General features: G+C 57.8%; 21 protein-coding genes. 12 read left to right on the top strand and 9 right to left on the bottom strand.

The genetic code is table 11. The features are described from left to right. The first annotated feature begins 27 nt into the window (after positions 1 to 27). Positions 28 to 981: a radical SAM protein gene (locus tag ACR0AP_RS02165; RefSeq protein ID WP_480505015.1), complete on the top strand. Its 954-nt coding sequence runs from the start codon at positions 28 to 30 to the stop codon at positions 979 to 981. 112 nt (positions 982 to 1,093) lie between these two features. On the opposite strand, the gene ACR0AP_RS02160 is transcribed toward ACR0AP_RS02165, so the two are convergent. After that, positions 1,094 to 1,363: an usg protein gene (locus ACR0AP_RS02160; RefSeq protein ID WP_267366492.1), complete on the bottom strand. Its 270-nt coding sequence runs from the start codon at positions 1,361 to 1,363 to the stop codon at positions 1,094 to 1,096. Between the two features lie 192 nt (positions 1,364 to 1,555). On the opposite strand from ACR0AP_RS02160, the gene gyrA reads away from it, so the two are divergent. Beyond that, positions 1,556 to 4,276, top strand: a complete 2,721-nt coding sequence (gene gyrA / locus ACR0AP_RS02155; protein WP_480485510.1) for a DNA gyrase subunit A — start codon at positions 1,556 to 1,558, stop codon at positions 4,274 to 4,276. Positions 4,277 to 4,318: 42 nt separating this feature from the next. Here the strand turns inward: gyrA and yghX are convergent, their stop codons facing one another. The 4 genes from yghX to ACR0AP_RS02135 all read right to left on the bottom strand — a co-directional run bounded on the left by yghX (position 4,319) and on the right by ACR0AP_RS02135 (position 8,701). After that, a complete protein-coding gene (gene yghX, locus ACR0AP_RS02150) occupies positions 4,319 to 5,215 on the bottom strand; it encodes a YghX family hydrolase (RefSeq protein WP_480505013.1) in 897 nt (298 codons plus the stop codon). Positions 5,216 to 5,278: 63 nt separating this feature from the next. After that, positions 5,279 to 6,748, bottom strand: coding sequence for a carboxypeptidase M32 (locus tag ACR0AP_RS02145; protein WP_480505011.1), 1,470 nt, complete (start codon positions 6,746 to 6,748; stop codon positions 5,279 to 5,281). Between the two features lie 4 nt (positions 6,749 to 6,752). Further along, positions 6,753 to 7,898, bottom strand: a complete 1,146-nt coding sequence (ctaA, locus tag ACR0AP_RS02140) for a heme A synthase (protein ID WP_480505009.1) — start codon at positions 7,896 to 7,898, stop codon at positions 6,753 to 6,755. A gap of 59 nt (positions 7,899 to 7,957) precedes the next feature. After that, a complete protein-coding gene (locus ACR0AP_RS02135) occupies positions 7,958 to 8,701 on the bottom strand; it encodes an RNA methyltransferase (protein WP_480485503.1) in 744 nt (247 codons plus the stop codon). 154 nt (positions 8,702 to 8,855) lie between these two features. Here ACR0AP_RS02135 and ACR0AP_RS02130 point away from each other — a divergent pair, with 154 nt between their 5' ends. Beyond that, on the top strand, positions 8,856 to 9,476 hold the full coding sequence (locus tag ACR0AP_RS02130; RefSeq protein ID WP_480505007.1) for a thiamine phosphate synthase: 621 nt from the start codon (positions 8,856 to 8,858) through the stop codon (positions 9,474 to 9,476). On the opposite strand, the gene ACR0AP_RS02125 is transcribed toward ACR0AP_RS02130, so the two are convergent. Continuing rightward, positions 9,473 to 10,615, bottom strand: coding sequence for a hypothetical protein (locus tag ACR0AP_RS02125; protein WP_480505005.1), 1,143 nt, complete (start codon positions 10,613 to 10,615; stop codon positions 9,473 to 9,475). The two genes, ACR0AP_RS02130 and ACR0AP_RS02125, sit on opposite strands and share 4 nt — an antisense overlap. A gap of 170 nt (positions 10,616 to 10,785) precedes the next feature. Between ACR0AP_RS02125 and ACR0AP_RS02120 the strand changes: the two genes are divergently transcribed. The 3 genes from ACR0AP_RS02120 to ACR0AP_RS02110 all read left to right on the top strand — a co-directional run bounded on the left by ACR0AP_RS02120 (position 10,786) and on the right by ACR0AP_RS02110 (position 13,333). After that, positions 10,786 to 11,679, top strand: a complete 894-nt coding sequence (locus ACR0AP_RS02120; protein WP_480480723.1) for a PfkB family carbohydrate kinase — start codon at positions 10,786 to 10,788, stop codon at positions 11,677 to 11,679. After that, positions 11,676 to 12,587, top strand: coding sequence for a pseudouridine-5'-phosphate glycosidase (locus ACR0AP_RS02115; RefSeq protein WP_480505003.1), 912 nt, complete (start codon positions 11,676 to 11,678; stop codon positions 12,585 to 12,587). Before ACR0AP_RS02120 ends, ACR0AP_RS02115 begins: the two co-directional genes overlap by 4 nt. Before the next feature lie 65 nt (positions 12,588 to 12,652). Continuing rightward, positions 12,653 to 13,333: a DUF502 domain-containing protein gene (locus ACR0AP_RS02110; RefSeq protein WP_267365243.1), complete on the top strand. Its 681-nt coding sequence runs from the start codon at positions 12,653 to 12,655 to the stop codon at positions 13,331 to 13,333. On the opposite strand, the gene ACR0AP_RS02105 is transcribed toward ACR0AP_RS02110, so the two are convergent. Further along, the gene (locus ACR0AP_RS02105; RefSeq protein ID WP_480505805.1) at positions 13,334 to 14,359 is read right to left on the bottom strand and encodes a patatin-like phospholipase family protein; all 1,026 of its coding nucleotides are present in this window, start codon (positions 14,357 to 14,359) and stop codon (positions 13,334 to 13,336) included. Positions 14,360 to 14,423: 64 nt separating this feature from the next. Beyond that, the gene (locus ACR0AP_RS02100) at positions 14,424 to 15,197 is read right to left on the bottom strand and encodes a 3-hydroxybutyrate dehydrogenase (protein WP_480505001.1); all 774 of its coding nucleotides are present in this window, start codon (positions 15,195 to 15,197) and stop codon (positions 14,424 to 14,426) included. 300 nt (positions 15,198 to 15,497) lie between these two features. Between ACR0AP_RS02100 and ACR0AP_RS02095 the strand changes: the two genes are divergently transcribed. Then, positions 15,498 to 17,315 (top strand): extracellular solute-binding protein, encoded by a 1,818-nt coding sequence (locus tag ACR0AP_RS02095; RefSeq protein ID WP_480504999.1) that lies wholly within the window; start codon positions 15,498 to 15,500, stop codon positions 17,313 to 17,315. A 553-nt stretch (positions 17,316 to 17,868) separates the two neighbouring features. After that, positions 17,869 to 18,108 (top strand): hypothetical protein, encoded by a 240-nt coding sequence (locus ACR0AP_RS02090; protein WP_209503780.1) that lies wholly within the window; start codon positions 17,869 to 17,871, stop codon positions 18,106 to 18,108. Here the strand turns inward: ACR0AP_RS02090 and ACR0AP_RS02085 are convergent. Then, positions 18,097 to 18,720, bottom strand: coding sequence for a helix-turn-helix domain-containing protein (locus ACR0AP_RS02085; protein WP_209503779.1), 624 nt, complete (start codon positions 18,718 to 18,720; stop codon positions 18,097 to 18,099). The two genes, ACR0AP_RS02090 and ACR0AP_RS02085, sit on opposite strands and share 12 nt — an antisense overlap. A gap of 65 nt (positions 18,721 to 18,785) precedes the next feature. Here ACR0AP_RS02085 and ACR0AP_RS02080 point away from each other — a divergent pair, with 65 nt between their 5' ends. The 4 genes from ACR0AP_RS02080 to ACR0AP_RS02065 all read left to right on the top strand — a co-directional run bounded on the left by ACR0AP_RS02080 (position 18,786) and on the right by ACR0AP_RS02065 (position 23,961). Further along, positions 18,786 to 20,303, top strand: coding sequence for a class I adenylate-forming enzyme family protein (locus ACR0AP_RS02080; RefSeq protein ID WP_480504997.1), 1,518 nt, complete (start codon positions 18,786 to 18,788; stop codon positions 20,301 to 20,303). Further along, positions 20,300 to 20,959, top strand: a complete 660-nt coding sequence (locus tag ACR0AP_RS02075; protein WP_480504995.1) for a DsbA family oxidoreductase — start codon at positions 20,300 to 20,302, stop codon at positions 20,957 to 20,959. Before ACR0AP_RS02080 ends, ACR0AP_RS02075 begins: the two co-directional genes overlap by 4 nt. 76 nt (positions 20,960 to 21,035) lie before the next feature. Next, on the top strand, positions 21,036 to 22,244 hold the full coding sequence (locus tag ACR0AP_RS02070; RefSeq protein WP_480504993.1) for a multidrug effflux MFS transporter: 1,209 nt from the start codon (positions 21,036 to 21,038) through the stop codon (positions 22,242 to 22,244). A gap of 58 nt (positions 22,245 to 22,302) precedes the next feature. After that, complete coding sequence (locus ACR0AP_RS02065; protein WP_480504992.1) at positions 22,303 to 23,961, top strand: tetratricopeptide repeat protein; 1,659 nt, start codon at positions 22,303 to 22,305, stop codon at positions 23,959 to 23,961. The last annotated feature ends 64 nt before the right edge of the window (positions 23,962 to 24,025 follow it).

The following is a 24,025-nucleotide window of genomic DNA, read 5'->3' as shown; positions in this document are numbered from 1 at the left end:
GATAACTTCAACGAACCGGATGTGGGAATGAAAGACAACGCCCCTCAGCTTGCCAATGTCGGCAAGTTTCAGCGTAAACTGGTAACGGCCGACGGCCAGACCCGCGCAAAGGTTTCCCTTACCAACCCTCAGACGCTGTGGTTCAATACCGGCACGCTGTGCAATATTGAATGCGTCAACTGCTATATCGCCAGCAGCCCGACCAATGACGCGCTGGTTTATATCACTGCGGACGAGGTTCGTGACTATCTTGATCAGATCAAAGCCCGCAATTGGCCGGTGCGTGAAATTGGTTTTACGGGCGGCGAGCCCTTCATGAACCCCGAGATGATCGACATGACACGCGACGCGCTGGAGCGTGGGTACGAAGTGCTGATTCTGACCAACGCGATGGCCCCAATGATGCGCCGCAAGATGCGCGACGGGCTGCTGGCATTGCAAAAGACATTCAATGACAAGATGACCCTGCGTGTTTCCGTAGATCATTACCGGGCAGAACTGCACGACCTTGAACGCGGCAAAGGAAGCTTTGAAAAAACCCTGACGGGTATGAAGTGGCTGCGCGATCACGGCTTTAACATGGCTGTCGCCGGACGCACCGTTTGGGATGAGTCTGACACGGAAAGTCGTGCGGGTTATGCCGCATTCTTTACAGAGCACGGCTTTGACATTGACCCGCATAACCCGGCACAGACCGTCCTATTCCCCGAGATGGACGAAACTGTCGAAGTACCCGAGATTACAACGGCTTGCTGGGGAATACTGAACAAGTCACCCGACGCATTGATGTGCGCCAGCGCCCGCATGGTGGTGAAACGGAAAGGCGCTGACCGGCCCGCCGTGTTGGCCTGCACGCTGCTGCCCTACGAGCCGGAATTCGAGATGGGTCATTCTCTGGCCGAATCCGAGGCTGACGTTCACCTGAACCACCCCCACTGTGCCAAATTCTGCGTGCTGGGCGGCGCCAGTTGTTCTGGCTGATTGGGTCAGGAAGTTCCTGATTTCATTTCAGACGCATCATCAGACACGCGCCGACCGCTTCGGTTCATTGTTTGAGGAGCAAGCATAAACGGAAACTGCGCTTGCCCCTCGCTCAGTTCACACGAAACTCTCCTACCATGTTGCGCCACTCACCCGGTGCGATCATTTTGCGATGGGTGAATTTGACGGAATGCAGCGGGCCTTCGATTTCGCGCTGCCAGAAGTCGATGAATTTGAACAATTTCGGATGATCCGGCGCAAGGTCGTAATCCTGCCAGATGAACGTGTTCAAGACGTGGATATAGTCTGGCATATGATAGAAAAACTCCGCCGTCGTCAGCCCGTACCCCTTGAGCATCAATTCGGTTTCGCTTGGATTCATGCAGACCTCCTGTTTGATACAAGGCCTGCTCAAGATACCACGAAAACCTTCTAATACTTATATAACAATATGTTACTTGAGTATTACCGGGGAATTTCCCCGTAAAGGCGCTGCTTGCTTGCACCTTATGTGCCGGGTCTGATAAGATACACCCACAAGATATAGACCCAGAACAAGACACGGGCAGTTTACGTGAGCGATACGCCAGAAATTCCTGAAAACATGGATGAAACCCCGCCCGAGCGCCCAGTCTATGACGGCCCGACGGTTTCCATCGAATCCGAAATGCGCACGTCCTATCTGGACTATGCCATGTCGGTCATCGTCAGCCGCGCGATCCCTGATTTGCGCGACGGGCTAAAACCGGTGCACCGGCGTATCCTTTATGCAATGCACGAGACGGGGAACACGCACGATAAGGCGTACCGCAAATCGGCACGCCCGGTGGGCGACGTGATGGGTAAGTATCACCCGCATGGTGACAGTGCGATCTATGACGCACTGGTGAGGATGGCGCAGGATTTCTCGATGTCGCTGCCGCTGCTGGATGGTCAGGGCAACTTTGGCTCGATGGACGGCGATAACCCAGCGGCTATGCGGTATACCGAAGTGCGGATGGACAAGCCCGCCGCTTCCCTGTTGGCTGATATCGAAAAAGAAACGGTCGATTTTCAGGACAACTATGACGGCAAGGACCGGGAACCGACAGTTCTGCCGGCCCGTTTCCCGAACATGCTGGTCAATGGTGCCGGAGGTATCGCCGTGGGGATGGCGACAAACATTCCGCCGCACAACCTTGGCGAAGTGGTCGATGCGACTTTGGCGCTGATCGACGATCCCGACCTTACATCAGAACAGTTGATCGAATACGTCCCCGGCCCCGACTTTCCAACTGGTGGCGTGATGCTTGGGCGCTCAGGTGCGCGCAAGGCCTATCTGGAGGGCCGCGGCAGCGTCATCATCCGCGCCAAGACCCGAGTGGAAGAAATCCGCAAGGACCGCTATGCCATCGTTGTCGACGAGATTCCCTATCAGGTGAACAAGGCCGCGATGATCGAAAAGATCGCCGAGGCGGTTCGCGAGAAGCGGATCGAAGGCGTGGCCCATGTACAGGACGAATCCGACCGCAACGGCGTACGCGTTGTGGTTGAGCTCAAGCGCGATGCGACGCCCGAGGTGGTGCTGAACCAGCTCTACCGCTTTTCGCCGATGCAGACCTCCTTTGGCTGCAATATGCTGGCGCTGAATGGTGGCCGCCCCGAACAGCTGACCCTGCGCCGGTTCCTGACCTCGTTCATCGACTTCCGTGAAGATGTCGTTGCCCGCCGTACGGCCTATGACCTGCGCAAGGCGCGCGAACGCAGCCACATCTTGTGTGGTCTGGCTGTGGCGGTGTCCAATGTCGATGAAGTGGTCGCAACGATCCGGTCGTCTGCTGACGCCGCCGAGGCCCGCGAAAAACTGATGACCCGCCGTTGGCCTGCCTCCGACATCGAAGGCTATTTGCGCCTGATCGATGATCCTCTGTCCAAGATGAATGACGATGGCACCTATAATCTGACTGAGGTTCAGGCCCGTGCCATTCTGGAGTTGCGCTTGCAACGCCTGACCCAACTGGGCGTCAAAGAGGTCACGGACGAGCTGGAAGAACTGGCGGCCAAGATCAAGGAATACCTTGATATTCTGTCCTCACGCGAACGGATCATGGGCATCATCGCTGATGAGCTGCGCAGCGTGCGTGAACAGTTCGCGGTCGACCGCCGCACTGAGATCGTCGACTGGTCCGGTGACATGGAAGACGAAGACCTGATCGAGCGTGAAGACATGGTCGTGACCGTCACTTCGGGCGGGTACATCAAACGCACGCCGCTGGCAGATTTCCGCGCCCAGAAACGCGGTGGCAAGGGCCTGTCGGGGATGCAGACCAAGGAAGAGGACGTTGTGACCAACCTCTTCGTTGCAAACACCCATACACAGCTGCTGTTCTTCACGACGGACGGGATGGTCTACAAGCTCAAGACCTGGCGCTTGCCCCAATCCGGGCGCACCGGCAAAGGTAAGGCCATCGTCAACATCCTTCCGATCCCAACTGGCGTTTCCATCGCCGCGATCATGCCCGTGGATGTACCGGACGAGGAATGGGAAAACCTCCAGATCGTCTTTGCCACCAGCGCAGGTGACGTGCGTCGTAACCGGTTGTCGGACTTCACCAATGTCCGGCGCAACGGCAAGATTGCCATGAAGCTGCCCGACGGCATTGAACTGGTGAATGCGCGCATCTGTTCGGAAGACGAAGACGTGATGCTGGTCACCAATTCCGGCCGCGCGATCCGCTTCCGGACAACTGACGTGCGTGTCTTCAACTCGCGCGAATCCACAGGTGTCCGAGGGATCAGGCTGACCAACGGTGACCGCGTCGTGTCGATGTCCGTGATCCGTCATTTCGAGGCGACACCCGAAGATCGTGTGGCCTATCTCAAGATGCGGCGTGCGGTCGCGGGGCTTACCGAAGAAGACGCTGGTGAAGACGAGGAAGCCGCAGCAAGCAGCGATTTCAGCCAGGAAAAATACGCCGAGATGTCGGCTGCCGAAAACCTTATCCTCACTATCACCGCTGGTGGTGCAGGCAAGTTGAGTTCAAGCCACGACTATCCTGTGCGCGGACGTGGCGGCATGGGTGTGGCGGCGATGGACAAGGCCATGCGCGGCGGGGACTTGGTTGCATCCTTCCCGGTCGAGATCGACGATCAGATCATGCTGGCCACATCGAAAGGCCAATCTATCCGGGTGCCGGTCGATGGTATCTCTTTCCGCTCAAGATCCGCAGGTGGCGTGAAGGTGTTCAATACCGGCAAGGGCGAAGAAGTCGTCAGCGTCGCGTGGATCGCAGATCAGGGCGACGAGGAAGAATGACAGTAACCCCGGGCACCGGTTCGACGATTCCCGGGGTTCAGTTCATGTCAGGTAGGCATTGAAAAAAGCGATGGTCCGGCTCCATGCCAGATTTGCCGCGGCTTCGTCATATCTGGGCGTCGTATCGTTGTGAAAGCCGTGATTGACGTCCGGATAGAAGTGCACGCTGAATTTCTTTTGATTGGCTTTCAGCGCCTCTGAATATGCAGGCCATCCAGCGTTGATACGCTCATCCAGACCGGCATAGTGGATCATAAGAGGTGCTTCGATGGACGGAACATCTTCGGCTGGTGGTTGCCGACCGTAGAATGGCACCGAGGCCGCAAGGTCCGGATAGGCTACGGCCAACGCGTTGCAAACACCTCCGCCATAGCAGAAGCCGACAGCGCCAACTTTGCCGGTTGAAAGATCATGATCACGAAGGAACTCAAAAGCCGCGAAAAAATCCGCCATCAGTTTTTCCCGGTCCATCGAGCGCTGCATCTCGCGCCCTTCTTCATCAGTACCTGGATAGCCGCCAAGGGGCGACAACCCATCAGGTCCAAAAGCCAGAAAACCGGCCTTGGCCGCGCGGCGCACAACGTCCTCGATATAGGGGTTTAGACCCCGGTTCTCGTGCACGACCAGTACCGCTGGCAATTTTCCTTCGGCATTTGCCGGCATCGCCATCAGGCCGCTGGTTTCGCGGTGCCCGTCCGGGCTGTCATATGCGACCACCATGGTTTGGATCGCGGGATCGTCCGGGGCCACCTGTTGAGCCCAGGCGTAATTAGGTTGCAACTGGTCCAGAATCATTGCGCCTGTCATTCCGGCAGCCGTGTATTTACCGGCTTTTGAAATGAACTCACGCTTGGACATCGTACCGTGCACATATCCGTCGAATATCTCTAGGATACGCGGATCAAAATCACTGGCTTTCTTGCGGGCTTTTCCGGTCATCGAAGCCTCCCAGGCGATGGTATCGGTGCACCGATTCTAACGCCTGAGCTGCAATTCGGAAACTCACAAATCGTAGAGCGCGCCGAACTTGGCCTCGAGATAGCTTAGCAATGGGTCCGGTCCGGGCTCGATGCCGCTTGCACGGGCAATCACCTCGCGCGGTGCATAAAGGCCACCATGCTGCTGCACATGCTCACGCAGCCAGCCGGTTGCGCCGGTGGTGTCGCCGCGGGCCAGTTGCGCGTCAAGATCGGGCTCTGAACCGCGCAAGGCCTGGTAGAGGCACCCAGCATAGACATTGCCCAGCGAGTATGTCGGAAAGTAACCGAACAACCCAACCGACCAGTGCACATCCTGCAAACAACCGTTCGAGGGCTTGTCGATCGCATAACCGAAATCTGCCTTGAACCGATCATTCCAGGCGGCCTCCAGATCGCCGACCTGCAAGTTTCCGGCCATCAGCGCGCGTTCCAGATCAAACCGCAACATGATGTGCAGATTGTATTGGACCTCATCCGCCTCGGTGCGGATATAGCCGTTATGGACGCGGTTGACCGTCGCATAAAACGCGTCCGGATCGGCAATGCCGAAATCGCCGAACGCCTCTTTCATTTGTTCGAACAACCAACCGGTAAAGGCCCGCGACCGACCCAACTGGTTTTCGTAGATCCGGCTTTGACTTTCATGCACGCCCATCGACACACCAGAGCCGAGCGGTGTCAGCAGGTATTTCCTGTCGATCCCCTGTTCATAGGCGGCGTGGCCCACCTCGTGAATGGTGGAATAGAAACAGTTGAACGGGTCTGTTTCGCTGGTTCGTGTGGTGATGCGGACGTCAAGACCGCTGCCGGAACTGAACGGGTGAACCGCCTTGTCCACGCGACCATTGTTCAGGTCGTAGCCAAAGGCGACCGCCAGTTTTTGTGTCAGACGCATCTGGGTCTGCTCGTCAAAACTGTGGTTGAGGGCAGCGGGCTCGGGCCGCTCCAGCACGGCGGCACGCAGGGCTACCAGTCGTGGGCGCATCTGGTCGAAGATATCCGCAATCTGTGCGCTGGTCGTGTAGGGCTCGTAATCTTCGACCATGGCGTCGTATACGTCGCCCCCTTGCGCCAGCGCCTCGCCTTCCTGTTGTTTCAGCGACACGACTTCTTCCAGAACCGGAAGAAAGGCCGAGACATCTTCGTCCGCGCGCGCCTGCGCCCACTTTCCCTGCGCAGCGGACGTCACACGGGCGATCGCCGTCGCCAGATCGGCAGGCACCTTCACCGCGCGATCATATGCGCGCCGGATTTCACGCATCTGCGCCTTGCCGACCTCATCCTGAGGCGCGGCCTGATCCAGCCATTCGGCAACACGAGGATCAGAACGACGTGCGTGCAGGACAGATTCGATAGCTGCCATTTCTTCGGCGCGCTGTGGCGCTGCGCCGCGCGGCATGACGGTTTCCTGATCCCAGCCAAGCCGACCAGCGATCTGGCTCAAAGCTGAAGTTTCCCGCTGAAAGCTCATCAGTTCATTGAAAGCGGTCATAATTTTAAACTCCGCGCACAGATGTTGCGATTGGATAAGCTGTGAGGAACCGCGCGCGCAGGATCAGCGTCCAAACGATGACGGCCATAAACTGGTGGAAGATAGCGACCTGCCATGGCGCGCCGTAAACCACGGTCACGATGCCGACGACGACCTGTAACGAAAGCGCGGCGAAAGCAGCGTTGAAGGCAAAACGCGTCTGCGGATGCGCGCTGCCGCTGCCACGTCGCCAGACGACAACGGCGAAAATGAACAGCAGATACCCTGCACACCGGTGGATGAACTGTACCAGACCGGGGCTTTCAAAGAAGTTTCGCCACATCGGCTCCAACATAGTCGCATCCGGTGGAAGCAACTGCCCTCCCATCAGCGGCCAGTCGGTGTAAGACCGCCCGGCGTCGATCCCGGCGACAAGCGCGCCAATGAGTATTTGGAAAAAGGCGAAATGCATCAGCCCTGTGGACAATGAAAACAGCCTGACCTCTTTGGCCCGGCGCGCCTGCATCAGGTCACGTTCTTCCCGGCCGAGTTCAAAGATGTACCAGGCCAGGACTCCCAGGATCACAAAAGCCAGCCCCAAATGCGTTGCCAGACGGTAACTTGCAACAGCCGTCATGCCTTCACCCTGGGTGACGCCCGAGGCCACCATCCACCAACCAACAGCGCCCTGCAGACCGCCAAGAAGACCCGGAACGATCAACTTTCCCGTCCACCCTGTCGGGATCTTGCGGGAGAGAAGAAAGGTCAGAAATCCAACGGCCCAGACCAGACCGATCATGCGACCCAACTGACGATGGCCCCATTCCCACCAATAGATGGATTTGAAGTCACCCAACTCCATCCACTGGTTCTGGATGCGCCATTGGTCAATCTGCTTGTACTTGTCGAACTCTGCCTGCCAGTCCGCCTCGGTCATCGGCGGCAAAGCTCCGGTGATCGGACGCCATTCGGTGATCGAGAGGCCGCTGTCGGTCAGGCGCGTCAGGCCGCCAACCGCGATCATCACAACGACCAGCGCAAACAGGATCATCAGCCAGATGCGGATCGCATTGCGAGCGCCGCCGCGCCCCCGGTCGATCATACCGGGTTGAACCGCCTGTTGTTTTTTGGTGTTCGTGACCTCTTCGAAGATGCTGCGCCTACCGCTCATGCTGTCCTCATGTCCTGATTTTGTCGCAAGCTAGGGCTTGGGTGAAGATTGGTCCAGCCTCAGCCTTTATCCTTCCAGCGGACCATCTGACGCATGATCCCGTGCAACATCTGCACATCGGCCCGTGTCATTCGCATCCGCGACCACAGGTTGCGCAGGTTTACCTTCATCCCTTCGGCCTTTTCGGGAGGGTAGAAGAACCCCGCCTCCTCCAGCCTGTCCTCGTAATGCTCGACAAGTTTTTCGACCTCGACCCCAGTGGCCCAGTCACCTTTGCCCAGATCGGTCGATTCATGCACCACATCCCCGGTCTGGCGCATCCACTCATAGGCGGTCAGCAATACGCATTGACCAAGGTTCAGCGAGGCATATTCCGGGTTTACCGGCACCGAGATGATCGCGTTGGCCTTGGCGATGTCTTCATTCTCTAGCCCCGCGCGTTCAGGGCCGAACAGAACGGTAACCTTCTCGCCCGCAGCAATCTTTTCGGCGGCAATCTTCATTGCGTGTTCGGGGCTGTAGACAGGTTTGGTCAAGCCCCGCTGACGGGCTGTCGTGGCGAAGACAAAAGTGCTGTCGGCCAGCGACCCGGCCAAGTCGTCAAACAGCTGCGCCTCATCCAGCAAGCGCCCTGCGCCGCTGGACATTGCCACCGCTTTGGGGTTCGGCCAGCCGTCACGCGGGGCCACGATACGCATCCGATCCAGCCCAAAGTTCCACATCGCCCGCGCAGCAGCACCGATGTTTTCACCCATTTGCGGGCGCACAAGCACGAAGGAAGGCTGGGGTTTGTCGCTGGGCATGGCTCACCTTAAGAAAACTTGGCCTGCTGTAATTGGCAGGCTCTTGCAGGGCAAGGCGCAGGAGCGTTATTTGCAGGCTCTGGACCATAAAAGTTTGCTTCCCAGCCGCAATCCGCTAAACCGCGCCAAAGACTGAAAGCCGAAGGACGCGCCCATGGACACCCCCGAGCAGCCGCAGATTTACCTGATCACGCCTCCGACCATCGAGTTGAGCACGTTCACGAACAAGCTGGCATCGGTTCTGGACGGGGTCGAGATTGCCTGTATCCGTCTCGCGTTGGCCGGAAGTGACGAAGATACCATCGCCCGCGCGGCGGACGCCTGCCGCGAAGTTGCCCATGCGCGCGACGTGGCCATCGTGATCTCGAACCATGTATTGCTGGCGCAGCGCCTGGGGCTGGACGGGGTGCATCTGGATGATGCTGCACGCTCGGTCCGCACCGCGCGCAAGGAACTGGGTGCCGATGCAATCGTCGGAAGCTTTTGCGGCGCGTCCAGCCATGATGGCATGACTGCTGGCGAAAACGGAGCGGATTATGTGGCCTTCGGTCCCGTCGGCTCGGCCAAACTGAGGGACGGGACCCGCGCTGAAAAGGACTTGTTTCAATGGTGGTCCGAGATGATCGAGGTTCCGGTTGTGGCCGAAGGTGGGTTGACGCCCGAATTGATCCGCGATCTGGCCCCCTGCACCGATTTCTTTGGCATCGGCGATGAGATCTGGGGCAGTGACGATCCGCTTGGCGCACTGAAAACGCTGCTGGCCGCGTTGCCTTAACCCTGCACCCAAGGCTCGACTATCCAGTAGACCCCGGCACCTGCAATCAGCATCGAGGCCAGAACCGATACCCGGCCTCGTTTACGGTGTGAGCCGCCAGAAAACAAAAGCGCCAGAGCAAGCCCGGCAAGGGCCACGGCAAAAAGCGGCAGAATATTCCCGGCGCCAAAGCCCAAGATGGCCGGGGGCAGATGATCTGGCGGCACTCCGATCCCGATCAGGGCCGAGGCAAATACCAGACCTTGAAGACCGCCAATGGCGAGAACCGCCAACAAACGCCAGACCTGCAATCGCCGGGCAACCAGGTTCCACAGCGCCAGAACGATGGTCGAAGCCACCAGAACCGGGGCCTCGCTCACTTTTCCTGCATCCAATACGCCATGCAAACCCAGCCCAAGCCCGATCAGAGCGCCCGCTGACAGGAACACCAGTTGAGATACCACTGGGCGCAATTTCAAAGACAGAAACACTAGCGCCAAAACAAGAATGGATGGCTTAATTGGGTTTCGGAGAAACTGATCGACCCCTTTTGTGAAATATGTCTGCAATGTTTGTTGCGTTGTCAGAGACGCCCCGCCTTGCAAGGGGATCAGCGGGCTGGTTTCACCGGCAGCCAAATACCCGGTGTATGGGGCTGCAACATTTTGCTGTCGCAGAACGATTGGTCCGCTTTCTGACGGCCAGATCAGACGCAGGTTTGACACCTGATCGGGCAAAGATGCAGTCAGCAACAGTTTGGAAACCCGCACTTTCTCCGTTTCTCCCACAACAGGAATACGCACACCTTCATAAGACAAACTCAATCGCTCTGGTGCCTCCACGATAAGATTATGTTTCCAGAGCTGAACGAACTCTCTGATCTGGGGTTCCAGCTCAGAGGAAACCAGTCGCCGCAAGGATTTGTAGTTTGGATCGTCGGAAAACGCAGCGGGCTGCGCGGGATTGTTCCCGGTTAATATGGCCTCGGCATTCCATTTCAACTCTATAAACAAAGTGTCGGACTTGACCCAGAAATCAACGACGGTCGGCGGGGCGGATTGCGCTCTGCCGGATCCGGGATGCATAGCTACAAGAACAAAAAAACTCAGGGCACAGGTTTTGAGGGTTCGAAAGATGGCGCGGAAAACAGGGCCATTCATACGAAAAGCTCCAACAGGAAAATCAAATCACCAATCATTGCTATCGATTGTTCCCGCGAAGGCCGCAGATCGCAAGCCCAAAGGGCATATCGGACCTGTGCACCGTAAATCTCTGATTGCGGTAACGTTCTGACTTGCATGGGCATCACCGCTGCGGCATGACGTCCTTTATGACTCAGAACAGTAATATCCTGTGTATCGGTTCGGTCCTGTGGGACGTGATCGGACGATCGGCCAGTGCCATGCGGCAAGGCTCGGACGTGCCTGGTCGGATTACCCGCCTGCCGGGTGGTGTTGCGATGAACATAGCCATGACGCTGGTGCGTTTTGGTATGACGCCAACCCTGCTGACCGCCATTGGCCGCGACCCCGAGGGCGACGAGTTGATTCATGCCTGTTCCCGCCTAGGTATGATCACGGATCACATCTATCGCTCGCAGGACTTGCCGACCGACCGATATATGGCCGTCGAAGGTGCCAACGGGTTGATCGCGGCCATTGCCGACGCACATTCGCTGGAAGCCGCTGGCGCTAAGATACTGCGTCCGCTGATGCACGGCCCGCTTGGCTATGAAAACACGCCCTTTGAGGGGCCCATTGCGCTTGACGGCAACCTGACCCTGAACCTGCTGGAAGAAATCGCCCAAAGCCCTGCATTTGCCCGTGCCGATCTGCGTGTTGCCCCGGCCTCGCCCGGCAAGGCCGAGCGCCTGTTGCCCTTCCTGAAACATGCCCGCGCCACGCTTTATGTGAACCTCGAAGAGGCAGGAATATTGTGCCAGCGTGAATTCACTGATTCTGAATCTGCCGCAAAGGGCCTTCTGGATCGTGGCGCACTGCGCGTGCTGGTCACCGATGGCGGCAGCTCGGCCACGGTCGGCAGTTCGGACGAAATTCTGACCCAAACACCCCCCTCCGTTCTGGTCACCCGTGTGACCGGCGCCGGGGATACCTTCATGGCGGCTCATATCGCCTCAGAATCCGGCGGCGCATCGAGTGATGAGGCTCTGACCCGCGCTCTGCATGCCGCAGCAACCTACGTTTCCGGAGAAACCCCACTGTGATCGACATTCAATATTCAGCCGAGGTCCGCGCTGCCAAGGACGCGGGTCATCCCATCGTTGCGCTGGAAAGCACCATCATCACCCATGGCATGCCCTACCCGCAAAACGTCGAAGTTGCGGCGCAGGTCGAACAGGACATCCGCGATGCGGGGGCGGTTCCGGCGACCATGGCGGTGATTGAAGGCAAATTGCATGTGGGGCTCGAGCCTGGCCAGTTGCAATGGCTGGGTCAGGCGCAAGGCGTTGCCAAAATCTCGCGCGCAGATATGGCGGCCTGCATCTCGACCGGTGGTACCGGAGCCACAACCGTCGCCGCCACCATGATCGCCGCGCATTATGCCGGGATCGAGGTATTTGCCACCGGCGGCATCGGGGGTGTGCATCAGGGCGCTGAAACCACGTTCGACATCTCGGCTGATCTGCACGAACTTGGCCATACACCAGTCACCGTCGTCGCAGCCGGGGCCAAGGCCATCCTTGATCTGGCGAAAACTCTTGAAGTTCTGGAAACGCTGGGGGTGCCTGTCATCTCCCATGGCCAGGATGCGTTTCCTGCCTTCTGGTCTGCAAAATCACCCTATGCTGCCCCCCTGCGCATGGACACTCCTGAGGCTATCGCCAAGGCCCATGCAACGCGTCGCGCGTTGGGCCTGCCCGGCGGGCAGCTTGTGGCGAACCCGATCCCGATCGCGGATCAGATCCCTTCCGAAATACTGGCCCCCATCATCGCCGAGGCACAGGCTGATGCAGATGCGCATCGGATCACCGGAAAAGATGTGACGCCCTATCTGCTGCAACGTATCTTTGAAAAGACCGAAGGACGTTCGCTTACCGCCAACATTGCCCTCGTGCGCAACAATGCGCGCCTTGCTGCGGCGATTGCACGGGCACTGGCAGAACAGGGATAACGCAAGCCTATTGTGCCATGGATACCGATTGACTACCTAAATCCCGATAACCACTCGGAACCAAGATGAATACACCGTTCGACGAAGAACCGCATCATCGCCGCCCTGGCATGCTGGCACGGCTGCGCGCATCTTTCCTGACCGGCCTCGTTGTCATTGCACCGGTCTGGCTGACGGTTTGGCTGATTTGGTCGGTAGTCGGCTGGATCGACAGTGCCGTTTTGCCACTGGTGCCTCATCAGTTCCAACCGGAACAATACGTTGGTATCAACCTGCGCGGTGTGGGCGTCGTGATCTTCCTGATCTTTACCGTGATTGTAGGGTGGATCGCCAAAGGCATTCTGGGCCGGTCCCTGATCCTGTTCGCCGAAAGCGTGGTAGATCGGATGCCGGTCGTCCGCTCAATCTATTCGGGGATCAAACAGATCTCGGAAACAGTATTTGCCCAAACCGAACGGTCCTTTGAAAAGGCATGCCTGATCCAGTACCCCCGCCGCGGGATCTGGGCCATTGGGTTTGTCTCGACAACCGCCAGGGGCGAAATCAGCAAACGCGCAGAGACCGGAGGAGAGCTGCTCAGCGTCTTTGTTCCGACCACCCCCAACCCGACCTCGGGCTTTTTGCTGTTTTTCCCGGCGGAAGACGTAATTTTGTTGGACATGACAATTGAGGATGCCGCGAAACTGGTGATCTCGGCCGGGCTCGTTTATCCCAACGAAAAAGACCCTACGCAACCGCCCGAGTGATTAACCGAACATGGTCGGCAGATCGACTGTACTGGTCTGGCCCAGATCACTCTTGTGCTTGGTCAGAAAACGATCCGCTGCAGCCCGCCCCGCCTGTTTCAGCTTGTGCAAAATAACCGGGTTGGGCACGGTTTTGGTGGCAACAGACAGGCTGCTCATCAACTCGTTATCCGCAATCATATGCACCAGAACGCGGCTCATGTCCCCGGCCTTCAGCTTGCCCTCTTTCAGAAGCCGTTGAACAAAGCTGATTGCCCGCAATTCGCGAAACAGGGATGAGTTGAAGCTGATCTCGTTGATCCGGTTCTGGATCTGCTGCGGTGTGACCGGTACCGCGTCGCGCTCCAACGGGTTGATATTCACGATCACTACGTCATCCGGCAGATCATTGTTGAACAGCGGATAGAGCGCCGGATTACCTGTATAACCGCCATCCCAGTAGGCTTCGACCCGGTTCGTCTTTGGATCAAATATCTCGACTGCCTTGAACAGGGTCGGCAGGCAAGCTGAAGCCAGAATGGCATCTGTCGAGACCTCCTCGCCAGTAAAGACGCGGATTTTCCCACTTCTCACGCAGGTGGCGCACACAAACAGGCGGGGTCCCGCATCGGCGCATACTTCCGCAAAATTGAACCTGTCCACCACCGGCTCCAGCGGATTGCTGTAGAATGGACCATAGGCATAAGGCGACACCATCCGCGACCAGGCATCACCGATTGAAAACGGCACCGAATATTCCATCGCCTGCGCGATTGCGGCCGGTTCCAACCCGCGAAACCAATTGACTATACGCATGTCTCCAATCGCACCCATACGCCTCCAAAGCCCGTCCAGCTGCGCACGCGCACCCTCACGTCCTGAATGAACCATCCCCGATTTGAACGCCGCACCGTTCAACGCACCGGCGGATGTTCCGGTGATCGCGGCAACCTCGATGTCTTCCTCATCCAGCAGTCGGTCAAGCACACCCCAGGTGAACGCCCCATGCGCACCGCCGCCCTGCAAAGCCAGATTGATCCGTACCACCGCCTTCACCCTTCATCTTTTCAGAAATACTCCGGGGGTTTGGGGGCAGCGCCCCCAAGGCCAATCACAAGGCGGTCCAGCCGCCATCGACAGAAATCGTGGTTCCCGTGATCTGCGCCGCTGCGTCCGAGCACAGGAAAATGGTTGTCCCGCCCAGTTGCTCAACCGTGGCGAATTCCTTGGAAGGTTGCCGTTCCAGAAGCACGTTTTTTACAACCTCCTCGCGGCTCATATTGTATTCTTTCATCGTGTTCGGGATTTGGGCCTCAACCAGGGGTGTCAGCACATAGCCTGGGCAAATGGCGTTGCAGGTGATAGGTTCTTGCGCGGTTTCCAACGCAACGGTCTTGGTCATCCCCACCACCCCGTGCTTGGCGGCAACATAGGCTGCCTTGAATGGCGACGCCGTCAGGCCGTGGGCCGAGGCGATATTCACGATACGACCCCAACCCGCCTTGCGCATCATCGGCAGTGCGGCAGCGGTCGTGTGAAAGACCGAGTTCATGTTGATCGCAATAATCGCATCCCATTTTTCCGCCGGAAACTGATCGATCGGGGACACAAACTGAATGCCCGCGTTGTTCACAAGTATGTCGCAAGCTCCGGCCTGCTCAATCAGCGCCCGGCACTCTTCGCCTTTTGACATATCCGCCTTGATGTAACGCGCTTTGGTTCCGGTCTCTTTGGCAATCTCAGCGGCCAGCGCGTGATCTTCGTCTCGGTCCGTAAAGGAATTCAGGACAACATCTGCTCCGGCCTTCGCCAGCTCGCGCGCGACCCCCAGTCCGATGCCAGAATTAGACCCCGTGATGATTGCTGTTTTGCCGGAAAGGCTCATGACCGTTCTCCCTGAAGCGATGATTTGGTGCACAATGCCATGCTGCACCTGCAAAGAAAACGGGGAAACACACCTGCCTGAAATCCCAGCCTGACACTTCTCAAGCAGCCAAAAAAAACGCCCGCACGAAGCGGGCGTTAAGTTATTGAGGCAGGTTTCATACAGGCAAGAAACCTATCGAGCAGTGCATCCTTTATAAGCAATTCCACGCCTTCGTCCAAGCTAAAAGTTTGATAATATGAAAAATCATCACTACGGTGAATCCCAACAAAATAAGGCCAGAGCAGGATTGTTTCCAAAATGAGCCCGGATTTTCTCCGACCGTTTCGACCACTTGCGGCGGGAATCGCAAGCATTTTCATGATCTCTGTCGCCCATGCAGAATCGTCACATGGCATAGCTATGTATGGGGACCCGGCCCTACCACCGGATTTTGTGTCCCTACCCTATGCCAACCCCGATGCCCCCAAAGGCGGCAAAGTCGTTTTCGGAAATACCGGCGGCTATAACAGCCTGAACCCGTTTTTGCAAAAAGGCACCTCGCCTTGGCAATTGCCATTTTGGACCCATGAAAGTCTGATGGGGCGATCCTGGGACGAACCTTTCTCACTTTACGGGCTGTTAGCCGAATCAGTTGAGACGGCGCCGGACCGGTCGTGGGTTGAATTTACCCTGCGGGAAGAGGCCCGGTTTTCTGACGGCAGCCCGGTCACGATTGACGACGTGATTTGGTCATATGAGACGCTCGGCACTCAGGGGCATCTGCGCTATCGCGGTTTTTGGGACAAAATCGACAGGATCGAACAGACTGGCCCGCGTTCGGTTCGGATTACTTTCAACGTGCCTGATCGCGAACTTGCCCTGCTCGCAGGGATGCGTCCGATTCTGCAAAAGGCGCAGTGGCAGGACAAGGATTTTGCCGACGCCGCCCTGCACGATGTCCCAATCGGCACCGGCCCCTATGTGATCGATAGCTACGAGGCGGGGCGCTATGTGAACCTTCGTCGCAACCCTGAGTATTGGGGGCAGGATATCCCGTTCCGTCGCGGTACCATGAATCTGGATGAAATGCGGATCGAGTTCTACGGCGACGGCAGCGTTCTGTTCGAGGCCTTCAAAGCTGGTGAGCTGTCAGCGGTGCGTGAGTTCAACGGCGACAAATGGGACACGCAATACAGCTTCCCCGCCGTTCAGCGCGGTGATGTCATCAAGACCGAGATACCGCATGGCAAACCGTCAGGCATGACCGGGTTCGTGATGAACACCCGCAAAGCCCCGTTCGACGACTGGCGCGTTCGCGAGGCCCTGACCCTGGCCTTCAATTTCGAATTCATCAACGACACGATCACTGGTGGGGCGCAGCCAAGGATTACGTCCTACTTCTCGGGCTCAGACCTGGCCATGCAGCCCGGACCGGCCCAAGGGCAGGTAAAAGCCCTGTTGGAACCCTTTGCCTCGGATCTGATCCCCGGCACGCTGGAGGGGTACGAACTGCCGAAGGGCGACGGTTCAGCCCGCAACCGCGCAAATATTCGCAAAGCCACCAAACTGTTGACCGAAGCGGGTTGGACCGTTCAGGACGGGGTTCTGCACAACACGAATGGTGATCCGTTCAAAATGACGGTCTTGCTACAGCAGGGGGATAGCGAGATGGCGTCGGTGGTCGAGATTTATTCCCGCGCGCTGGAACGACTTGGCATTCAGATCACAACGGAACAGGTCGACAACGCGCAGTATGTCGGGCGCACCGGAGAGCTGGATTTTGATGTTACGCCTTTCCGGCGTGCTCTTTCACTGTCTCCCGGCAACGAACAGCGTTTGTATTGGGGAAGCGAGAACGCGGACACACCCGGTACACGCAACCTGATGGGCGTGGCCTCGCCCGCTGTTGATGCTATGATTGACGCCATGCTCGCCTCGGAAACACCTGAAGATTTTACCGCTGCAACCCGCGCGCTTGACCGGGTTCTGACAGCCGGTCGCTATGTCATCCCGATCTGGAGTTTTGATGTCGGGCGGATTGCCCACATCCGCGAGCTCAAGTTCCCTGAGACTGTGCCAATCTATGGCGACGGACCGCAATACATGCCGGAAGTGTGGTGGTACGACGCCGGGTAATCACGTGAACATCAGGGCAGCCGGGCTTTGCACGACACCGGCTGTTCTCCGCACGGTGTTGGCGGACCCCTTGAAAAACGCGATTCCTTCGCGCTTCCAGCACGATTGGCCCCGGAAAACCACGCCTGTCGGCGGAATTCAGCACATGGCCATCACACTAGGGATACGTTTCGCGACAGCAGGTCGCAGCATCAGATGCAGGCCATATCGGATGCCGGATGATCCCATGAGACGCACCTTCAGCCTGCTTCGGTCAACGTTAAAAGCTGCATTGAATCGCGGTATTTAGACATAGCCCAAAGATGGAGGTCGCCTTTACAACTCGCGCGCCGGGAATACCCGGTTCCGCACCAAACAGATCTCCTGATCCGCAGGTGCTTTAAACAGTTTCAAGCCTGCCGCCCTGTTGCGGCAGGTATTGCAGAGGCACAATCTTGTAAAAGGAATGCAGTGGCATGCTGCGACATTTTGTCATGTCTTCCCTAACGGCACCCATTACGTACCCTAAAGAGGGGGAGAGCAGTCCTAAACGCTACATAAGGAAAGCTCATACATGATGAACTGGACGGATCTGACACAAGACTGGAATGCGGCCTACGCACGTGCAAAGCGGCGTTTTCCGAATTTGCGTGACCAGGACATGATGCGCGTATCAAAAGATCGTAAAGGGTTCGAAGCCTATCTGGCAGAGCGTCACCAGTTAACCATGAACGAAGCTCATGAAGAGGTCGAAGATTTCCTGTTCACCGAAGGTCTGAACAGAGAATTCTGCCGCGCGTCGCTAAGCAAGTGATGTGACCCAAAGGATTGTCGCATCTTCGTCACTGACGGAGATTACGTTATGGCCCATGCTGCCATCGTAATAGGCGCTGTCACCCCTACGCATTTCGACCGGCTCATAGAACTCGGTATAGAGCCGGACAACACCAGTCAGAACATACATGAACTCTTCGCCATCGTGGCGCACCCAGCCGTCGAATTCGTCCATGGACCGTGCCCGAACCCGCGCGCGGTAGGGCAGCATGTGTTTCTTGGTCAGGGTTTCGGCCAGCAACTCATGCTCGTAGGTCGTTGTCGCGTGGGCCGCCCCTTCGCCCATCCGGGTAATCGCCATCCGTCCGATGACCTGGTCCCGCTGCGGCGGTGTGAAAAGCTGAGGCACCGAGATTTCCAAGCCAACCGCAAGCTTTTTGAGCGCGTCATAGGTAGGTGACATCTGCCCGTTCTCGATCTTGCTGAGCGTAGAACGGGCCAAACCGGCCTGACTGGCGGCCTGCTCCAGCGTCCATTTCCGCGCTTTTCGCAATTCGCGCACGCGCGCGCCAAGGTCAAGCGGTTCAACTTCGGTGTGATCACCGGAATCGCGGGCAATTCGGATCAGGGATTTGGGATCTTGGGTGCTCATGTCATTCTCTATAGGCTTGGCCAGCCGCGCTTGCAACGCGCCAGACACCGCGTTAGCCAATGGCCATGTTATCTGTCTTCGATCAGGGGGCGCCCGCGCCCTGCCCCGCACCGTTCAATCTGGCGGCGCATGTCCTTGGCCGTGCCGATCAGGTCCCTGACAAAGTGGCGTTGTCGGTACTAATGCCCCACGGCGAGCAGGACTGGACCTATCGCGACCTGCAATCTGCCGTGTTGGGCACAGGCGCGGGGTTGCTGCAATCAGGTCTGACACCCGGCGATACCGTTCTGATGCGGCTCGGCAATACGGTGGATTTCCCGATTGCCTATCTGGGCGCGATTTCAGTGGGTATCATTCCGGTGCCGACTTCGTCGCAACTGACGGAACCCGAAACCGCCAGAATGATCGACGATCTGTCCCCGGCTGCGGTTCTTCGTGATCCCGCTGTCTCATGCGCGCCTCATCCCAGACAGATCGAGTTGGATGCATTAAAGGCCATGCGCGACATTCCACCCGCCAGCTATGACCTGGGCGACCCCGAGCGCATGGCATATGTCGTCTACACCTCGGGAACCTCGGGCAGTCCGCGTGCCGTGGCCCACGCCCATCGGGCAATCTGGGCGCGGCAGATGATGGTCGATGGTTGGTATGGTCTGCGCGCGTCCGATCGGCTGTGTCACGCCGGAGCGTTCAACTGGACCTATACACTTGGCACCGGTCTGATGGACCCGTGGACCATCGGCGCAACCGCCTTGATCCCGGAACCGGGCACGGACATCTCCGCCCTGCCCGCTCTGCTCCGCCAGCATCGCGCAACGATCTTTGCGGCGGCACCGGGGGTCTTTCGAAAATTGGTGCAAGAGTATGAGCAAATCAACTTACCTGACCTGCGCCACGGTTTATGCGCGGGGGAAAAGCTGTCGCGCGCCCTGCACGAGAAATGGCTAAGCGCCACCGGTACGGAATTGTTCGAAGCCTATGGCATGTCCGAATGCTCGACCTTCATATCCTCCAGCCCGGCACACCCTGCGCGCGGCGACGCATTGGGGCACCCGCAACCGGGCCGTCGTGTGGCCATTCTGGGCCCGGACGGCCCGGTGCCGCAGGGGCAAGAAGGCACCATCGCCATTCATCGGTCTGACCCTGGATTGATGCTGACCTACCTCAATGCACCGGATGAAGTTGAAACCCGGATGCAAGGCGAATGGTTCCTGACCGGAGATCAAGGGGCAATGGCTGTGGACGGCCAGATCAGTTATCTGGGCCGGGACGACGACATGATGAATGCCGGAGGCTACCGCGTATCCCCGGTCGAGGTCGAAGCCGCCCTGTCCCGTTTTCCCGGTATCACGCAGGTCGGCGCGGCCGCGGTCGAGGTCAAACCGGACACATTTGTGATAGCAGCCTTCTATACCGGCCCGGAAAAGCTGGACGATGCGGCCCTGCGCGCCTATGTCGAGGCCAATCTGGCACGTTATAAACAACCGCGCGCCTTCATCCACCTGTCTGCGCTGCCCACCGGCGGCAACGGCAAACTCCTGCGCCGGGCGTTGCCGGCCTATTTCGAGGCACCAGCCACATGACCCAGACCGTCAAGCTCGACATCCTGTCCGATCCGATCTGCCCGTGGTGCTATATCGGCAAAACGCATCTGGACAAAGCATTGGCCAATGTGCCCCAGCACCCTTTTGTCATCGAATGGCATCCGTTTCAGTTGAACCCTGATATGCCGGACGCAGGTATGGATCGTCGCGAATATCTGGAACGCAAGTTTGGCGGCAAGGACGGCGCCGTGCGTGCTTATGCGCCCGTGGTTGAACATGCTGAAAACGCCGGTCTGAAGATCGACTTCGAAGGCATGAAACGCACGCCCAACACGCTGGATGCACATCGTCTGATCCATTGGGCCGGGATCGAAGGCAAACAGAATGCCGTTGTCGATGCGCTGTTTGATGCCTACTTTGTTCAGGCCCGCGATATCGGCGACCCCGAAGTTTTGGCCGACATCGCAGACAGCGCCGGAATGGACGCCGCAGTGGTCATGAAGCTGCTGAAATCCGACGCTGACCGCGAGGATATTCGAAACCGCGACACCCACTCACGCGAAATGGGCGTCACTTCGGTCCCGACCTACATAGTTGCCAACCAACATGCCGTTCCGGGTGCTCAACCACCTGAAATGTGGGAGAAAGTGATCGCCGAGATCATGTCTCAACTTGAGGCTTATCCTGCAGAATAGCACAGAGGTCTGTGCGAATTTCCAGTCTGGTCTAACCCGATTCACCGTGATAGCGCGAACAGGTTAGGAGTGCTTCATGGCCAACCGCATGTCGAAGGCGGAATTCATTGCGCTGATCGCAATGATGTTCGCCACTATCGCGTTTTCGATCGATTCAATGCTGCCTGCCCTGCCCGAAATCGGCGCGCAGCTTAGCCCCGATGACGTTAATCGCGCTCAACTGATCTTGACATCCTTCGTTTTGGGAATGGGTATCGGTACATTCTTTACCGGCCCGCTATCGGATGCGCTGGGGCGCAAGCCAGTGATCTTTTGCGGTGCGCTTTTGTACATTGCGGCTTCGGCTGTGGCCTGGGCCAGTTCTTCGCTGGAGCTTGTGCTGATTGCGCGTGTTGTGCAGGGTCTGGGCGCTGCCGGGCCACGTGTCGTGGCGATGGCCATCATCCGTGACCTGTATTCGGGCCGGGAAATGGCGCGCATCATCTCAATCGCTATGATGATATTCACTTTGGTACCAGCAGCGGCCCCGATGCTGGGCGCGGGCGTTATTGCCCTCTTCGGTTGGCGCGGGATATTCATGTCCTTCATCCTGTTTGCCCTGATCGTCGTGATGTGGATGAGCACACGACTGCCCGAATCCCTGGCTGTCGAGAACCGCCGTCCCTTCCGTCTGCATCTGATGATTGCGGCCGTGAACGAAATGTTTGCCCATCCCACCGTGCGCTTGTCTATCTTCGTGCAGACCTTGTGCATGGGGACCTTGTTCACCATGCTGACTATGGTGCAGCCGGTCTATGACGTGATCCATGATCGGGCCGACAGCTTTCCCTTCTGGTTCGGATTTGTCGCCCTGATGTCAGGTTCGGCCAGCCTTTTGAACGCAGCTTTGGTGGTGCGCGTCGGGATGCGCCGGATGGTCACATTCGCCTTCGGCGCGCAGATAGCCATCACGTCTGTCGTCATCATCCTGAACATGGCGAACCTTTCGCCCGATATGTCATTTGCCCTGTTTGTCTTCTGGCAGACGATGGTCTTTTTCATGGCTGGTGTAACCATCGGCAATCTGAATGCCATTGCCATGGAGCCCATGGGCCACATCGCAGGCATGGCCGCTTCAGTTGTCGGGTCGATCTCAACAGTAATGGCCGCGGCAATCGCCGCGCCGATCGGGCTTCTGTTCAACGGGTCCATCGCGCCTTTGACAATCGGCATTCTGAGTATGTGCGTTCTGGCATTTGGCCTGATGATCCACATGGGTCGCATCGAAGAACGGCTGCCAGCCTGACCTGTGAATCGCCGGTGAATCACGCTATCCTACCCAGAACTTAAGGGGAGGAACTGCGATGTGCGATTACTACGATCTGGGCAACTATTCCTGCGCGATTTCCACATCCAGTCCCGAAGCTCAGCTGTGGTTTGACCGTGGCCTGAACTGGACATACGGTTACAATCACGAAGAGGCGGTGGTCTGTTTTCAACGCGCGGCCGAGCATGATCCGAATTGCGCGATGGCCTATTGGGGTGTCGCGTATGCCGCCGGACCAAACTACAACCTCCCGTGGGACCTGCTGGATGAGAGAGGTCGGGAAGAAGCGTTGTCACGGGCTTACGACGCGATGCAGAAAGCTCTTAGCCTGCTCGCAGGATGCACTGCCGTCGAACAGGCCTTAATTCAGGCCTTGCCTGCGCGTTACCCGCAACGCGGTCCGGTTGAGGACATGCACCAATGGGACCACGGTTTTGCCGACGCGATGCGCACGGCATTTGCGGCACACCCGGACCACCTCGACTTGCGTACCATCTATGTCGAAGCGCTGCTGAACCTGACACCATGGCAGATGTGGGATCTAAATACGGGCCAACCCGCCCAGGGCGCGGCAACGAAGGAAGCGCAGGATGCGCTTGAATGGGCCATGGCAAACGATCCGTCTGCGATGTCTCACCCAGGCCTGCTGCACCTTTATGTTCATCTGATGGAGATGTCTCCAACACCAGAGAAAGCCCTGCAAGCAGGGGATGTCCTGCGCACACTGGTACCGGATGCAGGCCACTTGGTACATATGCCGACGCATATCGATGTGCTTTGCGGACACTACCACAACGTTGTGCACTGGAACGAAAAAGCCTCGGAAGCCGACTTGAAATATTACGAGCGCGAAGGCGCGTTCAACATCTACACAGGCTATCGCCAGCACGATTATCACTTTGCTATCTACGGAGCGCTTTTTCTTGGACAGATGGAACCGGCCCTTCGTGCCAATCAGGGATTGTGGGACACAACACCCGAAGAATTGCTGCGCATCGAAAGCCCACCGATGGCAGATTACTTCGAAAGCTACATGTCCATGGGCCCTCATATCCTGATCCGTTTTGGCCGCTGGGACGAGGCCAAGGCACTGGAACTGCCCTCAGATCCAGACCTGTTCCGCACCCTGACGGCTACAACACACTACGCGCGCGCCATCGCTCATGCAGCAACCGGTGATATCGCCAACGCCGAGGCCGAGGAAAATCTGTTTCTTGCCGCCAAAGAATGCGTTCCGGAAACACGTAGGCTGCACAACAACCGTGTGATTGACCTGCTGGAAATTGCGCGGGAAATGCTGCGTGGTGAGATCGAGTACCGCAAGGGCAAGTTTGAAATCGCGTTTGCCCATCTGCGCCGCTCGGTCGAGCTGGACGATACCTTGCCCTATGACGAACCCTGGGGATGGATGCAGCCCACCCGCCACGCGCTTGGCGCGTTGCTGTTCGAACAAGGTCATGCGGCGGAAGCGGAGGCCGTCTATCGCGAAGATCTTGGCCTTGGCGGCTCGCTCAGCCGCGCTTCGATCCATCCCGACAACGTGTGGAGCCTGAAGGGGCTGTACGATTGTCTCAAAGCCCGCGGGGAAGATGTTGAAATCCTACAGGTCAAACAACGGCTTGACCTGACGTTGGCCCGCGCCGACCGAATGGTAGCTGCGTCCTGCTTCTGTGCGCAGGCGGCAATGCGTAGCTAAAACGTCTTGATCGTGCTGACGCACGATGCCTCCGGCGGGGATATTTTTAGCCAGATGAAGCAGG

It is taken from the genome of Ruegeria sp. AF7 (assembly GCF_056541885.1).
Note: the sequence above shows the minus strand (reverse complement) of the source record. Positions and strands in the feature narration are given on the sequence as shown.